Below are 16,964 nucleotides of genomic sequence, written 5' to 3' on the forward strand. Positions count from 1 at the left end.
CACGTTCCAAGCACCATCGTCATTCCCGCGTCGGCGGGAATCCAGACCCGCCGGTCTTCGCGAGAGTCGTTGACGTCAGAGATTCCGGATCCCCGCCGTCGCGGGGATGACGTACCGTCTCCCAACCCTCTCCCCCTTCGGGGAGAGGGCTCAAGGCCCTTACGCGGCTTCCTCCGCATCCAGCCCGTAGGCCGTGTGCAGCACGCGCACCGCCAGCTCCGTCTCGTCCTCGTGGATCAGCACCGACACCTTGATCTCGCTGGTCGAGATCGCCTGGATGTTGATGCCGCGCGCGCCCAGCGTCGTGAACATCGTGCTCGCCACGCCCGCATGGCTGCGCATGCCGACGCCGACGACGCTGATCTTCGCGACGCGCGTGTCGTGGATCAGCTCGCCGAAGCCGATCGTCTCGCGCGCCTGGTTCAGCGCCTCGATCGAACGCGGCAGGTCGGCGGCGGGCACGGTGAAGGTCACGTCCGTCGCGCTGGTGCTGCCGCTGCTGCGGTGCGCGATGTTCTGGATGATCATGTCCACGTTGATGTTCGCCGCCGCCAGCGGCTCGAAGATCGCCGCGACCGAGCCGGGCTTGTCGGGCACGCTGGTCAGCGTGATCTTCGCTTCGTTCTTGTCGTGCGCGATGCCGGTGATGAGCTGGCGTTCCACGTCTTCAATCTCCTCTTCGCCGACGATCATCGTCCCCGGCAATGTGTCCGCCATCGGTGCCCCATCTCCATCGGCGTCGCCCGTAAAGGACGACAGCACCTGAACGCGGACCTTTTCCTTCATCGCCAGCCCGACCGAGCGGGTCTGGAGCACCTTGGCGCCGACGCTGGCGAGTTCCAGCATCTCCTCATAGGTCACCTTGGCGAGCTTGCGCGCGCGCGGCACGATGCGCGGATCGGTGGTGTAGACGCCGTCGACGTCGGTGTAGATGTCGCAGCGGTCGGCCTTCATCGCCGCCGCCACCGCCACCGCCGACGTGTCCGACCCGCCGCGCCCCAGCGTCGTGATCCGCCCGTCCGCCGACACGCCCTGGAAACCGGGGATCACCGCGACCTCGCCCGCCGCGAGGCTGGCGTCGAGCGCGGCGGTGTCGATCGTGCCGATCCGCGCCTTGGCGAAGGCGTCGTCGGTGTTGATCGGCAATTGCCAGCCCAGCCACGAGCGCGCGGGCACGCCGATCGCCTGGAGCGCGATGGCGAGCAATCCGCTGGTCACCTGCTCGCCCGCGGCGACCACCACGTCATATTCGCGCGGATCGTAAAGCGGCGAGGCTTCGCGGCAGAAGCCGACCAGCCGGTCGGTCTCGCCCGCCATCGCCGAGACGACCACCGCGACCTGGTTGCCGGCGGCCGCCTCGCGTTTCACCCGCGCGGCGACCGAGCGAATCCGCTCGATCCCCGCCATCGAGGTGCCGCCGAATTTCATGACGATGCGCGCCAATGCCGTATCCAAACGCCTTGGGATGAGAGGGGCGTCCTGATAGGAAGCGGGCATGACCGACGCAAGCGTAACAACCGCAACCACTCCCGGCCCCGTCCACGCCTCCGTCGTGGCGGGGGAGGCGGCGCATTTCGGGAAGCTGGCGGCGGAATGGTGGGACCCGACGGGCTCCTCGGCGATGCTCCACCGGCTGAACCCGGTGCGCTTGCGCTACCTGCGGGCGGCGATCGACCGGCATTGGGATCTGGACGACCGCAGCTTCACGCCGCTGGCGGGCAAAAGCGCGCTCGACATGGGGTGCGGCGCCGGACTGCTGGCCGAGCCGCTCGCGCGGATGGGCGCGGCGGTGACGGGCGTCGACGCCGCGGCGGAGAACGTCGCCGTGGCGCGCGTCCATGCCGAAGGGCGGGGGCTCGCGATCGACTATCGCGCCGGCGGGGTCGAGGCGGTGGCTGGCGAGACGTTTGATCTCGTCTGCTCGCTGGAGGTGATCGAGCATGTGTCGGAGCCGCGCGCCTTCGTCGCCGGGCTGGCGGCGGCGGTGGCGCCGGGCGGAATGCTGGTGATGAGCACGCCGAACCGGACGTGGTGGTCGCGCGTCGCGCTGGTCGAGGCGGCGGAGCGGCTGGGACAGATCCCACGCGGCACGCATGATTGGGGCAAGTTCCTGACCCCCGACGAACTGTCGGCGATGATCGTCGGCGAGGGATTCGCGGTGACCGACATCACCGGTCTGTCTGTCGGGGCGAGCGGGTTTTCGCTCGGCGGGTCGACCGCGCTGGATTATTTCGTCACCGCGGTGCGGGCCTGATTTCGTCAGTCCCGCCAAGGCTGGAATCCAGAGCCTCTGACGTCAGCGACGCTGCGACGACCTGCGCGTCTGGATCCCCGCCTCCGCGGGGATGACGATGGGATCTGGAATCAGCCCCGCGCCTTGCCCGCCTGCCGATCCACCACCTGCATGCCGTTGCGCTGGCATGCGGCGCTGACGACCGGATAATCCACGTCTGTGTTGCGCGCCAACGCCGCCGGCATCGCGGCCTGGCACTGCTGCACGGTCGCGTAATGCGCGGGCTCGACACGGGCGGTCGCACAGCCGGAGGCGGCATCGCCGCAGCCCATGATCGCCATCACGAAGAACGTCGCTTCCATCACAACCTCCTGTCGGCAGAAGAACGAACATCGAACCGCGCCGTTCCCGCCCCGACCACGGTAGCGGCGCGACAGTCCCGCGGCATTGACGCCCGTGGCCGCGCGCACGACATGCGCCTTCGACCATGCCCCCCGACACATCGACCCGTTCCGCCGTCGAGCGCCCGCTGCTGCCGACGCTCCGCCGTTTCCTGCCCGACCTGTGGCCCGCCGACGCGCCGGGCATGAAGCTGCGCGTCGTCGGCGCGATGACGTTGGTGGTGCTCTCGAAGCTGGTGCAGGTCTACGGCGCGCCGTTCGCCTTGCAGGGCGCGGTCGACGGCATGGGAGTGCCGACGACTCCGGTGTCGCTCGTCATCCTGCTGATCGTCGGCTATGCCGCGGCGCGGTTCGGCAGCACGCTGTTCGACAATCTGCGCAATACGGTTTTCGAGCGCGTCGGGCAGGAAGCGACGCGGCGGCTGGCGGCGCGCGTGTTCCGCCATCTCCACCAACTGTCGCTGCGCTTCCATCTCGAGCGCCGCACCGGCGCGGTGACCAAGGTGGTCGAGCGCGGGACGAAGAGCATCGACACGATGCTGTACTTCCTGCTGTTCAACATCGCGCCGACCGTATTGGAGCTGGCGCTGGTGCTCGGCATCTTCTGGGTGAAGTTCGGGTGGCAGCTGGTCGCGGGCACGGTGGCGATGGTCGCGCTCTACATCTGGTTCACGCGTGTCGTCACCGACTGGCGATCGAGCTTGCGCGAGCGGATGAACGACCTGGATACCGGCGCGGTGGCGCATGCCGTCGACTCGCTGCTCAATTTCGAAACCGTCAAATATTTCGGGGCGGAGGAGCGCGAGGCGCAGCGTTACGACAAGGCGATGCGCGCCTATGCCGATGCCGCGGTGGTCAGCGAGAACAGCCTGGCGTGGCTCAACATCGGGCAGGCGGCGATCACCAACGCGATGCTCGGCGCCGGGATGGCGTGGGTCGCCTGGGGGTGGAGCCGCGGCGCCTTCACCGCCGGCGAGGTGGTGCTGGTGTCGACGTTGCTGTCGCAGCTGTTCCGCCCGCTCGACCTGCTCGGCATGGTTTATCGCACGATCCGGCAGGGCGCGATCGACATGGGGGCGATGTTCGACCTGATCGACACGCCGTCGGAGGTGGTGGACGCGGCCGATGCGCCAGACCTGCTGGTGTCGCGCGGCGCGGTGCGGTTCGAGAATGTCGTGTTCGGCTACGACACGGGCATGGCGATCCTGAAGGGCATCGACCTCGACGTCCCGGCGGGAACGACCTGCGCGGTGGTCGGTCCGTCCGGGGCGGGCAAGTCGACGCTGGCGCGGCTGATGTACCGTTTCTACGACGTCGATACCGGGCGGATCACGATCGACGGACAGGATATCGCCGCCGTGACACAGGCGAGCCTGCGCGCCGCGATCGGGATCGTGCCGCAGGACACGGTGCTGTTCAACGACACGATCGGCTACAACATCGCTTATGGTCGCGCGGGCGCCGATCAGGCCGCGATCGAGCAGGCGGCGCGCGGTGCGGCGATCGTGGGCTTCATCGAGCGCCAGCCGGACGGCTATGCGACGCGCGTCGGCGAACGCGGGCTGAAGCTGTCGGGCGGCGAGAAGCAGCGCGTGGCGATCGCGCGCACCTTGCTGAAGGATCCGCCGCTGCTGATCCTCGACGAGGCGACCAGCGCGCTCGACAGCCGCACCGAGGCGGAGATCATGGAGACGCTGGAGGCGATCGAGCGCGGCCGCACCACGATCGTGATCGCGCACCGGCTGTCGACGATCGTCCACGCCGACCAGATCGTCGTGCTGGAGGCGGGTCGCGTCGTCGAGCGCGGGACGCACGCCGGGTTGCTGGCGGCGGGCGGACTGTATGCGGAGATGTGGGCGCGTCAGGCGCAGGAGCAGGAGGAAGCGCTGGTCGCGGAGTGAGACGCGGAACAAGCGCCGTCGTTGCGAGCGTAGCGCATCCGTGGCGAAGCGCCGCTATTCCTCGTCGATCCCCCAGTTGAGCCCGCGCGAGATCGCGGGGTCGGCCACCGCGGTCAGCAGGTACGCCACGAACTGCTTCATCCGCTGCCACCAGCCGGTCGCCGCGCGATAGGCGTCGACGGTCACCTCGTTCGATTGCGCGATCTCGCCGTCGACATACCCGCGGACATGCGCCGCGAACGCCGCATCCTCGATCCGCAGCATCAGCTCCAGGTTGATGAACAGGCTGCGCATGTCGAAATTGGCGCTGCCGACCCACGTCGCGTCGTCGACCACGTACAGCTTGGTATGCAGCTTGGTCGCGGCATATTCCCAGATCCGCACGCCCTTGCGCAGCAACCCGGCATAGGTGAAGCGCGACGCCGCGATCGTGACGTTGTTGTCGGAACGCGCCGCGGTCACCACCCGCACCGTCGCGTCGCGCCTGCCCGCACGATCGAGGCGCCGCAGCACGGTCGGGCTCGGCGTGAAATAGCCAGCGATGATGTCGATGCGCTGCGCATGGCGCATATCGGCGCGAATCGCGCGCGCCCATGGCGACAGGTGGCGCGTCGGGCCGCCGATCAGCCAGCGCAACCGCCCCTCGCGCTCGCTCCACCGCGCCAGTGCCTTGTTCAGCCGCCGGACCCGCCCGCCGTTCTCGATCCCCTCGTGCAGCGCGTCGAAATAGCCCGCCATCCGCGCCGCCGCCGGACCCTCGACCAGCAAGCCCAGGTCGCGCCACGCCTGCTCCCTGGGCGTACCGAAATAATCGTCCTCGATATTGAAGCCGCCGATGATGATCCTCGCGTCGCCCTCGGCGTCGGCGAGCGCCAGCTTCTGGTGGTTGCGCAGCAGGTAGCGCCGGCCGAACCGCGGCGAGAAGCGGCACACCGACACGCCTGCCTCGCGCAGCGGGTCGAAGAAGTCGTCGCCCTCGCTGCCGAAGCCGTCGACGATCAACGAGACGCGCACCCCGCGCTGTGCCGCGGCGATCAGCGCGGCATTCACGCGCCGCCCGGTCGCATCGTCGGCGTATATGTAATAGAGCGCGCGCAGCGAGGTGCGCGCGCCGTCGATCAGCGCCAGCACCCCGTCGAGCCGCCGCGGCCCGGTATCGAGCAGCGTCAGGCGGTTGCCGTCCACAGTGAATACGGGTTGCGACGCGGCCTCCATGGACGCGGAGATGGCCTGCGCGCACGGGCGCGGCAAGCGCAGCCTTTCCTTGACGAATGGCGCCGGGGGGCGTACCGGCTCCATCTTCCCTGAGTTCACCGTCAAGAGGATACGCGGATGGCGCGCGTCACTGTCGAGGATTGCGTCGACAAGATCCCGAACCGTTTCGACCTGGTCCTGCTCGCCGCCCAGCGCGCGCGGCAGGTGTCGGGCGGCGCCGAGCTGACGATCGACCGCGATCGCGACAAGAACCCGGTGGTCGCGCTGCGCGAGATCGCCGAGGAGACCGTGCGCCCCAAGGAGCTGCACGAATCGGTCGTCCAGAGCCTGCAACGCGTCCAGATCGACGACGAGGAAGAGGCCGACGAGATCGGCAGCCTGGCCGCCTCGGCCGAGGCGCTGCGCCTCACCGCCGTCGCCCCGCCGCGCAACCAGAACCTGGGTGCCGACTACGACGGCTGATCCGGTCGGATCGTCCGTTACCGACCGGGCCGGTCGCACGCGGGTGCGGCCGGCCCGTTCGTTTTTGCTGCGGCGCTGGTTTACATCTTCGCACCCTCAATCGTCCTGAGCTTGTCGACGGGCCTGTTCCGGGCGCCCGACCGGTTGGAGCGGCTGCCCCCGATGCACGTGCTTCGACAGGCTCAGCACGAACGGACGAGAGTGGCGCCCGCAGTTGGTGGCGACGCGAGCATTCCCAAACAAAGCTGACGCCCGCCCGCTTCCCCGCTATCCCCGCGAACCGTGACCGACATCGTCCCCGATACCCAGCACCGCGGCCTGTTGTCGCTGCTCCCGCCGCGCCTGCGGCTGTTCGCGTCGCTGGCGCGATTCGATCGGCCGATCGGCTGGTGGCTGCTGTTCTGGCCCGGCGCGTGGGGCGTGGCGCTCGCCGGCGGACTGCCCGATCGCTGGGCGCTGATCCTGTGGCTGCTCGTCGGCAGCATCGCGATGCGCGGCGCCGGATGCGTCTATAACGACATCGTCGACCGCGACCTCGACGCCAGCGTCGCGCGGACGCGGGATCGCCCGCTGGCGAGCGGCGCCGTGTCGGCGAAGGCGGCGTGGATCTGGCTGCTCGCGCTGTGCCTGATCGGGCTGGCCGTCCTGCTTCAGCTCCATCTGCCCGCCGCGATCGTCTCGCTGGCCGCCATCGCGCCGGTCGCCGCCTATCCGTTCATGAAGCGCATCACCTGGTGGCCGCAGGCGTGGCTCGGGCTCGTCTTCTCCTGGGCGGCGCTGGTCGGCTGGACCGAAACGTGGGGGGCGCTGACGCTGCCGGGCGGGCTGCTCTACGCCGGCACGATCGCCTGGGTGGTCGGCTACGACACGATCTACGCGCTCCAGGACCGCGAGGACGATGCGCTGGTCGGCATCCGCTCGTCCGCACTGGCGCTCGGGCGCCACGTCCGTGCCGGGGTGGCGGCCTGCTACGCCGCGGCGGTCGCCTTGTGGGCCGCGGCCTTGTGGCAGGTGCGCGCGGACCCGCTGATCGCCGCCGCGCTCGCCCCCGCCGCGCTGCACCTCGGGTGGCAGGTCGCCACTCTCCGCGAGGATGATGGCGCCGGCGCATTGTACCGCTTCCGCAGCAACCGCACCGCCGGGCTGCTCGTCTTCCTCGCCTGCGCGGTCGTGGGCACGCGCATCTAATCGCGGCGACCAAGCGTTTCGTCCGCGATATGGCAACCACACGCTTTCCCTCCTAAGTCGGTCCGATGCTGACCCCGGAACAGGCGCAGGAGCGCGCCCACGACATCGTCCGCCGCGCCGTCGCCGCGGGCGCGGACGCCGCCGATGCGGTCTTCGCCGCGCATGGTTCGACCGAGGTCTCGGTGCGGCTCGGCAAGCTTGAGGATGTCGGCCGTTCGGAGGGCGAGGACCTGGGGCTGCGCGTGTTCGTCGGTCGCCGCTCGGCAAGCGTCTCGACCTCGGACCTCTCGTCGGCAGCGATGGACGCGCTGGTCGAGCGTGCGGTGGCGATGGCGCGCGAGGCGCCCGAGGATCGCTGGGCCGGACTCGCGCCGCAGGACCGGTTGCTGCACGGGGCGTCGCCGCTGCTCGACCTGGCGGACGCCCACGCCTGCTCCCCCGAGGCGTTGCGCGCCGCCGCGCTCCGCGCCGAGGATGCCGCGCGAAGCGTCGACGGCGTCAGCAACAGCGAGGGCGCGGGCGCGGGGGCATCGGAAAGCGTCTGGGCGCTCGCCACCAGCCACGGCTTCGTCGGCGGCTATGCCACGACCGGATTCAGCATTTCGGCCAGCGTCATCGCCGGCGAAGGCGGCGCGATGCAGCGCGACTATGCCTTCCACTCCGCGCGGCACCGTGCGCGGCTCGACGCGCCCGAGGCGATCGGGCAGCTCGCCGGCGAGCGCGCGGTCGCGCGGCTCGGGCCGGGCACGCTCCGCAGCGGGGCGATGCCGGTCGTCTTCGATCCGCGCGTCGGCGCCAGCCTGCTCGGGCATCTGAGCGGCGCGATCTCCGGCAATGCGATCACGCGCCGCACCAGCTTCCTGCTCGACGCGCTCGGGACGCAGGTGTTCGCGCCCGGCGTCACGATCTGCGACGACCCGCACCGCCCGCACGGGCTGCGCTCGCGGCCCTTCGACGGCGAGGGGCTGCCGGTGTCGCCGGTCGCCATCGTCGCGGCGGGAATGCTGGAGACGTGGCTGCTCGACAGCGCATCGGCGCGGCAGCTGGGGCTGGAGCCGACCGGCCATGCCGCGCGCGGGATCGCGGGCGCGCCGGGGGTGTCGACCAGCAACCTCTATATGGAGGGCGGCAAGGTGCCGGTCGCGACGCTGATCGAGGATATCCAGGACGGCGTCTATGTCACCGAGCTGATCGGGCAGGGCGTGAACCCGGTGACCGGGGACTATAGCCGCGGCGCGGCCGGCTTCGCGATCCGCGGCGGCGAGATCGCCGGGCCGGTCGCGGGCTTCACGATCGCGGGCAATCTGCTGGCCATGTACCGCGAGCTGACGCCGGCGAACGACCTGGCCTTTCGGCAGGGGGTCAACGTACCCACGCTGCGCGTCGACGGGATGACCGTCGCCGGTGGCTGATCCGGCGCCGCCCGTCGATGCGACGCTGGCCGACGCGGTGGCCGCGATCGCGCGGGAGGCCGGGCAGATGGCGTTCGCGCGCTGGCGCACCGATTTCGCGCGCTGGGAGAAGATGCCCGGCAGCCCGGTGTGCGAGGTCGATCTCGACGTCGACCGGATGCTCCACGCGCGGCTCGGCGCGTTGCTCCCCGACGCCGGTTGGCTGTCGGAGGAGACCGCCGACAACCCCGACCGGCTGGCGCGGCGACGCGTCTGGGTGGTCGACCCGATCGACGGCACCCGCGACTATATCCGCGGGCGTGCCGGCTGGTGCGTGTCGATCGCCCTGGTCGAGGACGGACGGCCGGTCATCGGCGTGCTCGATGCGCCGGCGCGCGGCGAGGTATGGCGCGCGAGCGCCGGCCGCCCGGCCACGCGCAACGGCGTGCGCGTGGTCGCGGGGGGGCGCACCACGCTGCCAGGCGCGCGGGTGCCGGTCGATGCGCTTACGAAGGCGGATCGCGACCTGACCGCGGTCGAGAAGCCCAATTCGATCGCGCTGCGCGTCGCGATGGTCGCCGCCGACCGCGCCGACCTCGTCGCGACGCTGCGCTGGGGCAACGAATGGGACATCGCCGCCGCCGTCCTGGTGGCGAGCGCGGCGGGCGCCTCGGTCAGCGACGCGGTGGGTGCGCCGCTGATCTTCAACAAGCCCGATCCCCGCGCTTACGGCGTTCTGGTCAGCACGGCCGGCATCCACGACGCCGCCGTTCTGCGCCTGGCCGACCGCGTGCGTGCCGCCTTGGGCTAAAGCGCGTCACGCAAGCAGGCGTATTCCGACGATCAGCAGCACCAGCGCCAGCGCCGGCGTCACCACGCGCTCCGGCAAGCGGTCGGTCAGCTTCGCGCCGAGGATCACGCCTGGTACCGATCCCAGCAGGAGGGAACCCAGCAGCGGCAGGTTGATGTTCCCGATCATCGCATGGCCGATCCCGCCGATCAGCGCGACCGGCACGGCGTGCAGGATATCTGTCCCCACCAGCCGCTTGGCATTCAGCCGGAACGGGTAGAGCATCAGCAGCAACGTCGCGCCCAACGCCCCCGCGCCGACCGAGGTGAGCGTGATCAGCGTTCCCAGGAGCGCCCCGGCCGCCGCGGTGAGCAGCGGTTGCCAGCGCAGGAACGCCTCCGTCCGCGCCCCTTCCGCGCGCGCGAACCGCTGCGCCAGCGCGCGCCGGAACGGTGTCAGCAATGCGGAAAGCACCAGCGTGACGCCCAGCACATGGACGATCAGGCCGCCACTTTCCGCCTTCCTTCCATGACTTGCCAGCCACCATACGGTGATCGCGACCGCGGGCAGGCTGCCCCAGCACAGCCGCCGCACGATCGCCCAGTCGGCGTTGTTCTGGCGATGGTGGATCGTCCCGCCGACGATCTTGGTGATCGCGGCGAACCACAGATCGGTGCCGACCGCCGTGGCGGGTGCGACCCCGAACAGCAGGATCAGCACCGGCGACATCAACGATCCGCCGCCGACGCCGGTCAGCCCGACGATCGTTCCGACCAGAAATCCTGCCAGCGTACTCAGCAAATCCAAAGCTGCGTGCCCCCGTTCATCCAAGCTACCTGCGACGATCGGGGTCGCAGCGGCAAGCGCAGAAAAGCTTGGGGCGGGCAAGGCTCAGCCCGCCTCGCCTGTCATGGTGCGGACGAGAATGTCGGCGATCCGCGTCGCTGCCCGTCCGTCGCCGTAGCAATCGCGCGTGACCGCCATTGCGGCATAAGCATCCGGATCATCGAGCAATTCGGTGGCCGCCGCCACGATCCGCACCGGGTCGGTGCCGACGATCCGCACGCCGCCGGCGGCCACGCCCTCCGGCCGCTCGGTCGCGTCGCGCAGCACCAGCACCGGGACGCCGAGCGCGGGCGCTTCCTCCTGCACCCCGCCCGAATCGGTCAGGATCAGCGTGCTCGCCGCCATCAACCGCACGAAAGCGGGATAGTCGAGCGGCGGGAGCAACGTCACCGCAGGATGTGCGGCCAACGCGTCGCGCAGCACGCCCGCCACCACCGGATTGGGGTGTAACGGCAGGACCACGATGACATCGGGACGCGCCGCCAGTTGCGCCAGCGCGGTCGCGATGTGGCGCAGTGGCGCGCCGTGGTTCTCGCGACGGTGCACCGTCACCGTCACGACCCGCCTGCCCGCGCAATGCGCCAGCACCGGCGCGATCGTCGCGCCCAGCATCGGATCGGCCGCCAGCCGCGCGCGCATCGCCTGCAACGCATCCGCGACCGTATTGCCGGTCAGGTGGATCGTCGACCCGGGCACGTTCTCGCCCCGCAACGCCGCCGCCGCCGCCTCGGTCGGCGCGAAGTGCAGGTCGGCGATCACGCCGCCCACCCGCCGGCTCGCCTCCTCGGGCCACGGCGCGGACAGGTCGCCGCTGCGCAGGCCCGCTTCGACATGCGCGACCGGCACCCCGCGCAAATGCGCTGCCAGCGTGCCCGCCAGCATCGTCAACGTGTCGCCGTGCACCACCACCCGGTCCGGTCGTTCCTGCTCGAGCACCGCACCAATCCCGACCAGCAGCGCCGCCAGCGCGGCGTCGAGCGGCTGCCCGTCGCGCATCAGGCCGAGGTCGACGTCGGGCACGATCCCGAACGCCGCCAGCGCCTGATCCAGCAGCGTGCGGTGCTGCCCGGTCGACAGGACGCGCGTGGAGACCGCGGTCTGCGCGCGCAGTGCGGCGATGACGGGCGCCATCTTGACGACCTCGGGCCGCGTGCCGACGATCACGAGCAAACGGGGTCGTCGCACCGGGTCCGGACTCCCTCGGTTTGTTGCGCAGGCGGAACCTGCCGCAGGGTCGGACCATTAAGCGGCCAGCGAGGAGGTACGCAATGCGACTGGTGATGATCGGCCTCGGCCGGATGGGCGGGAACATGGCGCGCCGCCTGATGAAGGCGGGGCACGAGATCGTCGCTTACGATCGCGACGCGAACGCAGTGGAGAAACTGGTCGCCGACGGTGCGATCGCCGCCTCCTCGGTCGACGACGCGCGCGGGAAGGCCGGTAGTCCGGCGATCTGGTGGGTGATGTTGCCGCACGGCGAGATCACCGACGGCATGATCGACCAGATCGCGACCGGCAGCAGCCCCGGCGACATCGTCATCGATGGCGGCAACAGCTTCTACAAGGACGATATCCGCCGCGCAAAGGCGCTGGCCGAGAAGCAGGTCCATTATGTCGACGTCGGCACCTCGGGCGGTGTCTGGGGGCTGGAGCGCGGCTATTGCATGATGATCGGCGGCCCCGATCAGGTCGTGCGCGACCTCGACCCGATCTTCGCCGCGCTGGCGCCCGGCATGGGCACGATCGCGCGCACGCACGGGCGCAACGACGACGCGCCGGACCCTCGCGCCGAGCACGGCTATATCCACGCCGGCCCGGCGGGCGCGGGCCATTTCGTGAAGATGGTCCACAACGGCATCGAATACGGGCTGATGCAGGCCTATGCCGAGGGCTTCGATATCCTGAAGGGCAAGGCCTCGGAGAAACTGCCCGAGGACCAGCGCTACGACCTGAACCTGGCCGATATCGCCGAGGTCTGGCGTCGCGGCAGCGTGATCTCCTCGTGGCTGCTCGACCTGACCGCCGATGCGCTGACCGCCGACGGCAAGCTGGAGAAGTTCAGCGGCAACGTCGCCGATTCGGGCGAAGGCCAGTGGACGATCGAGGCGGCGATGGAGGAGGCGGTGCCCGCCAACGTCCTGACCACCGCGCTGTTCGCGCGCTACCGCAGCCGCGTCGAGCATACGTTCGGCGAGAAGGTACTGTCGGCGATGCGCTTCGGCTTCGGCGGGCACGTCGAGATGCCGCAATAATGGCGATCCGCCTGTTGGTGTCGGATCTCGACGGCACGCTGGTCGACAAGGACAAGAACCTGACCTCCGCGACGATCGCCGCGGTGGGCCGATTGCGCGACGCCGGGGTGAGCTTCACCGTCATCAGCGCGCGGCCCATGTCGGGGATCCGTCCGCTGCTGGAGCCGCTGCGGCTCGATGGCGATGTCGCGGCGTTCAACGGCGGGATCGTCTTTCGGCGCGACGGCACGATCGTCAGCCACGTCACGATCCCGCCGAACGTCGCGCGCGGCGTCATGGCGATGGCCGAGGGCGTCGACACCTGGGTCTTCGCCGACGATCAATGGTATGCCAGCAACGGCGACGGACCGCACACGCAGAGCGAACGGCGCAGCAGCGCGCAGGAGCCGGTGGTGGTCGCTTCGTTCGACGACCTGCTCGACCGCGCCGACAAGATCACCTTCGTCAGCGACGACGAGGACGCGCTCCACGCGCTGTACGAGCGCGTCCACGCCCGTTTCGGCGAACAGGCGACCGTCGCCCAGTCGCAGACCTATTATCTCGACGTGACCGCGCTGGCGGCCAACAAGGGCGACGGCATCGCCGCACTGGCCAAGGCGCTCGACATCGACCTCGCCGATACCGCCGCGATCGGCGATCAGGCCAACGACCTGCCGATGCTGGCGCGCGCCGGGCTGTCGATCGCGATGGGCAATGCGCCGGATGCGGTAAAGGCGAAGGCGCACGCAACCACTCGCGCCAACGATCAGGATGGAGTAGCGCACGCCATCGAAACGATTATCCTGGCCCGCGGAGATACCGAATGAAGAAGCTCGTCGCCTTCGACCTGGACGGAACGCTGGCGCTCAGCAAGCAGCCGCTGAAGGACGACATGGGCGAGACGCTGGCCGATCTGCTGACGGTCGCGGACGTGGCGGTGATCTCGGGCGGCGACTGGCCGCAGTTCGAGAAGCAGGTTGCCAGCCGCCTGCCGTCGCGCGCCGACGTGTCGCGGCTGTGGCTGATGCCGACCACGGGCACCAAGCTGTACACGCACAAGAACGGCACGTGGACGACGGTCTATGCCGAGCTGTTCGACGAGGCCGAGAAGCAGAAGATCATCGCCGCCTTCGGCGAATCGCTGGAGGCGACCGGCTTCGTCCCCGAGCAGACCTGGGGCGAACGGATCGAGGATCGCGGCAGCCAGATCACCTTCTCCGCGCTTGGCCAGGAAGCACCGATCGAGGCCAAGGAACATTGGGACCCCGACTTCGCCAAGCGCAAGGTGATCCAGGCCGACCTGCGCCAGCGGTTGCCGGGGCTGGCGATCAACATGGGCGGCGCGACCTCGATCGACATCACCCGCGAGGGCGTGGACAAGGGCTATGGCCTGCGCAAGCTGTCCGACGAGAGCGGGTTCGCGCTGTCCGACATGCTGTTCATCGGCGATGCGATCTTTCCGGGCGGCAACGATTATCCCGCGCACGAAGCGGGGGTCGACTGCGTCCGCGTCCGCGATCCGCAGGAAACCATCAGCGTCGTGACCGCGATCGTCGCCTGCCAAAAGTAACCCGGTGATCGACGTACCGGGGCTGTACGCCCGCTTCATCAACTGGATCGGCGACGGCACCGGTACCACCGACACGGTTCTGCACATCCACGCCGGCATGGCGGTGCTGATGATCGCGCGGATCGTGACGCGCCGGTCGCTCGGCACCTTCATCCCGCTGTCGGTGGTGGTGGTGGCGGAAGCGGCGAACGAGGTGCTCGACCGGCTCCATTATCATAGCTGGCGATGGTGGGACACGATCCCCGACATCATCAACACGCTGTTCTGGCCGACCGTCATCTGCATGGCGGTCCGGCTGCGGCCGATGCGCCCCGTCCGGCGCCGCTGACGCCTTCCCTGTGGGCGGCACAGGGCCGCTCCCGCCCGGCCCCGCGCAGCATATCCTGAATGGGAGGTCGGGTGAGGGCACGCGGCCGGCGCCGCGACCGTGCCCTCGACACGCTCCCGAACAGGCGTTCAGCGCGTCGTCAGCAGCCGGACCGGTCCGCCGTCGAAGCGCGCTGCGGTCAGCACGCCGGTCGCGTAGGCGCCGCTATCGAGGCAGATGCGCCCCGGCGCACCATATGCCGCGTCCTGCGGCGTATGGCCGTGGACGACCAGCAGCCCGCCGTCCACCGGCGCTCCCAGGAACTCCTCGCGGATGTAGAGGATGTCCTTCATCCGCTGCTTCTCCAGCGGCACGCCGGGACGCAGCCCGGCGTGAACGAAGATCAGCTCGCCCTGGACGATGTAATGCTCGAGCGCGCGCAGCCACGCGTCGTGCGCCGGCGGCACCGCGGCGCGAAGCTGCTCGCGCGCGACCGCCCAATCCTCGGGGCGTTCGGGCAGCGCGACGCCGTAGGAGGTCAGCGTCGTGCCGCCGCCGTGCCGGCCCCAGCTCTGCCCGCTGCTGCGTTCGTCCAGGAACGCGACCATCGCGTCCTCGTGGTTGCCCAGCACCGCGCGAACCTCGATCGCCGGATCTTCCGCGAGCGTCAGGATACGGTCGAGCAGCTGCGCCGACGCCGGGCCACGATCGATATAATCGCCCAGCAGCACGATCATCGGCGGCTCGCGATAGCCGCCGGGATGTGCAGCGATGTCGGCGCGGATTCGCTCCACCAGCCGGTCGAACAGGTCGACGCGTCCGTGCAGGTCGCCGATCGCATAGATCAGCCGCCCGCCGGTGTCCGGCGTGCCGAGCAGCGCGACCAGCGCGTCACCGGTCACGTCGCCCACCGGCATAGCCGCGGGCAGGGATGCGTCCGATCCGGAGGCCCGCTGCGGCTGCGGAACGCGGCGCGAGCGTTGCGGCGCCGATACCGGCGCGGGAGCGTCCCCATCCGGCACCACCTCGCGCTCGCGACGGCGCCGCTGATCCTCGGGCACCACGCGCAGCATCGTTCCGAACAGCACCAGCGCCAGCGCATTGTGCGCGGTCAGCAGCGTACCCTCGAACGAATACCAGACGATCAGCACGAAGGCCATCGCGCGCTCCGGCGCGGTGCGGAACAGGCAGTAGATCGTCCAGGCGTAGAAGATGACCGCGCTCAGCAGGCCATATTCGATCGCGACCTTCGTGAACGGCCACCAGATGAAGGAGCCGCCCTTCTCGATCTGCCCCGCGCCGATCCCTGCGATCAACCCGCGCGGATCGTGCAGGAACTCCAGCATCCGCTCGAACGGCACGATGAAGCGCATGTTCGCGCTCGATCCGTTGTGCTTGTACTCGTCCATGCGCGAGCTGACGATGTCGAACCAGCCCAGGCGGAAGGCGACGACGCAGACCACCAGCAGGATCGCGATCATCAGCACCGCGCTGCGCAGCCGCATCCGCCCGAGCAGCACCGGCAGCGTCAGCGCCATCAGCAGCGCCCCGGTACCCGCCAGCGTCATCATCAGCCCGCCGGCCAGCACGATCAGCTGGATCGGCCGCCGGAACAGCACCAGCTCGAACGCGAGCGCCAGCGCGATGAACTGCGAGAGGAGCGACACCTCCAGGAACACGACCGCGTTCGGCTTCATGTAGCGCGAGCCGTAGATGATCGGCTGGATGTAATTATAGTCGGGCACCAGCCACGCCGCGGGCGACAGGCGGTTCAGGTCCGGCCAGTCGCGCCACGACCCCGCCAGCTGGAGCAGGTGCTGCGCCAGCGTGACCCCGACGAAGCCCAGCATGAGGGTGACGTAGAGGTTCACGCAACGCCGGTAATTGGCGGCGCTCGTCTCGAACTGGACCACGAACGGCGCGTAGAGCGCGGCGAACAGCATCAGGCTGGCCGCGCTGTAGCGTGGCGCCAGGAAGAAGGTGGAGAAGGACGCGACCAGGAAGGCGAGGAAGAAGCCGCCGACCCGTACCGGATCGAACCGCGGGCGGATCAGCACCGCCGCGAAGATCATCGCCGCGACGAACAGCGGCAGCACGACCGGCACGAACCCGCCCCCGGCCAGCGGCACCGCGAACTTCTGGAGCACGACGACGCCAACGATGCCGGTCGCGAAGACCGCCATCACCACCTTGTCCTCGAACGACGGCGCGTTCTCCGGGAGCTCCGCGGGGGGTGCCGCGTCGTACGCCGCTTCCTGCACCGCGCGCTCGCGCCGGCGGTTCGCCGGGGCGTCGAGGGTCAGCGATCGAGCCATCGTGTCACGCGCAATCCCTGATCGTGGCGTCTCGTCAGGGCCGCACGCGGTACCCCATCGGAACCGACGCTAAAGCGTAAGAGCCGCGACGCCAACCAAAAAGGCGCCGCGCGC

Annotated in this window: 16 protein-coding genes; 10 read left to right on the forward strand and 6 right to left on the reverse strand. The window is 69.8% G+C overall.

Annotated elements, in window-relative coordinates; translation table 11 throughout:
• Positions 1–159: 159 nt before the first annotated feature.
• Complete coding sequence (locus tag J2Y58_RS07985) at positions 160–1,443, reverse strand: aspartate kinase (RefSeq protein WP_310101166.1); 1,284 nt, start codon at positions 1,441–1,443, stop codon at positions 160–162.
• 52 nt (positions 1,444–1,495) lie between these two features.
• On the opposite strand from J2Y58_RS07985, the gene ubiG reads away from it, so the two are divergent.
• On the forward strand, positions 1,496–2,254 hold the full coding sequence (ubiG, locus tag J2Y58_RS07990) for a bifunctional 2-polyprenyl-6-hydroxyphenol methylase/3-demethylubiquinol 3-O-methyltransferase UbiG (protein WP_310101168.1): 759 nt from the start codon (positions 1,496–1,498) through the stop codon (positions 2,252–2,254).
• Positions 2,255–2,364: 110 nt separating this feature from the next.
• Here the strand turns inward: ubiG and J2Y58_RS07995 are convergent, their stop codons facing one another.
• Positions 2,365–2,703: a hypothetical protein gene (locus J2Y58_RS07995; protein WP_310101171.1), complete on the reverse strand. Its 339-nt coding sequence runs from the start codon at positions 2,701–2,703 to the stop codon at positions 2,365–2,367.
• A gap of 17 nt (positions 2,704–2,720) precedes the next feature.
• Between J2Y58_RS07995 and J2Y58_RS08000 the strand changes: the two genes are divergently transcribed.
• Entirely contained in the window at positions 2,721–4,535 is a 1,815-nt protein-coding gene (locus J2Y58_RS08000) for an ABC transporter ATP-binding protein/permease (RefSeq protein ID WP_310101176.1), read from the forward strand.
• Positions 4,536–4,589: 54 nt separating this feature from the next.
• Here the strand turns inward: J2Y58_RS08000 and J2Y58_RS08005 are convergent, their stop codons facing one another.
• Complete coding sequence (locus J2Y58_RS08005; protein ID WP_310101323.1) at positions 4,590–5,750, reverse strand: phosphatidylserine/phosphatidylglycerophosphate/cardiolipin synthase family protein; 1,161 nt, start codon at positions 5,748–5,750, stop codon at positions 4,590–4,592.
• A gap of 117 nt (positions 5,751–5,867) precedes the next feature.
• Between J2Y58_RS08005 and rpoZ the strand changes: the two genes are divergently transcribed.
• The 4 genes from rpoZ (at position 5,868) to J2Y58_RS08025 (ending at position 9,602) form a co-directional block, all read left to right on the forward strand.
• Positions 5,868–6,212 (forward strand): DNA-directed RNA polymerase subunit omega, encoded by a 345-nt coding sequence (gene rpoZ / locus J2Y58_RS08010; protein ID WP_058755050.1) that lies wholly within the window; start codon positions 5,868–5,870, stop codon positions 6,210–6,212.
• Between the two features lie 282 nt (positions 6,213–6,494).
• Positions 6,495–7,400, forward strand: coding sequence for a 4-hydroxybenzoate octaprenyltransferase (gene ubiA, locus J2Y58_RS08015; protein ID WP_310101181.1), 906 nt, complete (start codon positions 6,495–6,497; stop codon positions 7,398–7,400).
• 65 nt (positions 7,401–7,465) lie between these two features.
• Positions 7,466–8,812, forward strand: coding sequence for a TldD/PmbA family protein (locus J2Y58_RS08020; protein ID WP_310101184.1), 1,347 nt, complete (start codon positions 7,466–7,468; stop codon positions 8,810–8,812).
• Entirely contained in the window at positions 8,805–9,602 is a 798-nt protein-coding gene (locus J2Y58_RS08025; RefSeq protein ID WP_310101189.1) for a 3'(2'),5'-bisphosphate nucleotidase CysQ, read from the forward strand. The genes J2Y58_RS08020 and J2Y58_RS08025 overlap by 8 nt, the downstream gene beginning before the upstream one ends.
• Positions 9,603–9,608: 6 nt before the next feature.
• On the opposite strand, the gene J2Y58_RS08030 is transcribed toward J2Y58_RS08025, so the two are convergent.
• Together J2Y58_RS08030 and wecB are read right to left on the reverse strand one after the other, a co-directional pair.
• Positions 9,609–10,388: a sulfite exporter TauE/SafE family protein gene (locus J2Y58_RS08030; protein ID WP_310101192.1), complete on the reverse strand. Its 780-nt coding sequence runs from the start codon at positions 10,386–10,388 to the stop codon at positions 9,609–9,611.
• Positions 10,389–10,472: 84 nt separating this feature from the next.
• A complete protein-coding gene (gene wecB, locus J2Y58_RS08035; RefSeq protein ID WP_310101195.1) occupies positions 10,473–11,612 on the reverse strand; it encodes a non-hydrolyzing UDP-N-acetylglucosamine 2-epimerase in 1,140 nt (379 codons plus the stop codon).
• Between the two features lie 83 nt (positions 11,613–11,695).
• On the opposite strand from wecB, the gene gnd reads away from it, so the two are divergent.
• From gnd to J2Y58_RS08055, 4 genes are read left to right on the forward strand one after another with little or no spacing between them, the layout of a single operon-like run.
• Positions 11,696–12,679 carry a phosphogluconate dehydrogenase (NAD(+)-dependent, decarboxylating) gene (gnd, locus tag J2Y58_RS08040; protein ID WP_310101198.1) on the forward strand — a complete coding sequence of 328 codons (984 nt, stop codon included), beginning with the start codon at positions 11,696–11,698 and terminating at the stop codon, positions 12,677–12,679.
• A complete protein-coding gene (locus tag J2Y58_RS08045; RefSeq protein ID WP_310101201.1) occupies positions 12,679–13,485 on the forward strand; it encodes a Cof-type HAD-IIB family hydrolase in 807 nt (268 codons plus the stop codon). The genes gnd and J2Y58_RS08045 overlap by 1 nt, the downstream gene beginning before the upstream one ends.
• Positions 13,482–14,228: an HAD-IIB family hydrolase gene (locus J2Y58_RS08050; RefSeq protein WP_310101204.1), complete on the forward strand. Its 747-nt coding sequence runs from the start codon at positions 13,482–13,484 to the stop codon at positions 14,226–14,228. Before J2Y58_RS08045 ends, J2Y58_RS08050 begins: the two co-directional genes overlap by 4 nt.
• Before the next feature lie 4 nt (positions 14,229–14,232).
• The gene (locus J2Y58_RS08055) at positions 14,233–14,556 is read left to right on the forward strand and encodes a hypothetical protein (RefSeq protein WP_310101207.1); all 324 of its coding nucleotides are present in this window, start codon (positions 14,233–14,235) and stop codon (positions 14,554–14,556) included.
• Between the two features lie 128 nt (positions 14,557–14,684).
• Here the strand turns inward: J2Y58_RS08055 and J2Y58_RS08060 are convergent, their stop codons facing one another.
• Entirely contained in the window at positions 14,685–16,850 is a 2,166-nt protein-coding gene (locus tag J2Y58_RS08060; RefSeq protein WP_310101209.1) for a metallophosphoesterase family protein, read from the reverse strand.
• Positions 16,851–16,964 lie beyond the last annotated feature (114 nt).

This window comes from Sphingomonas sp. BE138 (assembly GCF_031456125.1).
In the GTDB taxonomy this organism is placed as follows: domain Bacteria; phylum Pseudomonadota; class Alphaproteobacteria; order Sphingomonadales; family Sphingomonadaceae; genus Sphingomonas.

Bases quoted from the DNA above. Each gene is read 5' to 3' on its own strand.
- ubiG (WP_310101168.1), top strand. From the start codon at position 1,496: ATGACCGACGCAAGCGTAACAACCGCAACCACTCCCGGCCCCGTCCAC.
- J2Y58_RS08060 (WP_310101209.1), bottom strand. From the start codon at position 16,850: ATGGCTCGATCGCTGACCCTCGACGCCCCGGCGAACCGCCGGCGCGAG.
- J2Y58_RS08020 (WP_310101184.1), top strand. From the start codon at position 7,466: ATGCTGACCCCGGAACAGGCGCAGGAGCGCGCCCACGACATCGTCCGC.
- gnd (WP_310101198.1), top strand. From the start codon at position 11,696: ATGCGACTGGTGATGATCGGCCTCGGCCGGATGGGCGGGAACATGGCG.
- rpoZ (WP_058755050.1), top strand. From the start codon at position 5,868: ATGGCGCGCGTCACTGTCGAGGATTGCGTCGACAAGATCCCGAACCGT.
- J2Y58_RS08045 (WP_310101201.1), top strand. From the start codon at position 12,679: ATGGCGATCCGCCTGTTGGTGTCGGATCTCGACGGCACGCTGGTCGAC.
- J2Y58_RS08005 (WP_310101323.1), bottom strand. From the start codon at position 5,750: ATGGAGGCCGCGTCGCAACCCGTATTCACTGTGGACGGCAACCGCCTG.
- J2Y58_RS08050 (WP_310101204.1), top strand. From the start codon at position 13,482: ATGAAGAAGCTCGTCGCCTTCGACCTGGACGGAACGCTGGCGCTCAGC.
- J2Y58_RS08000 (WP_310101176.1), top strand. From the start codon at position 2,721: ATGCCCCCCGACACATCGACCCGTTCCGCCGTCGAGCGCCCGCTGCTG.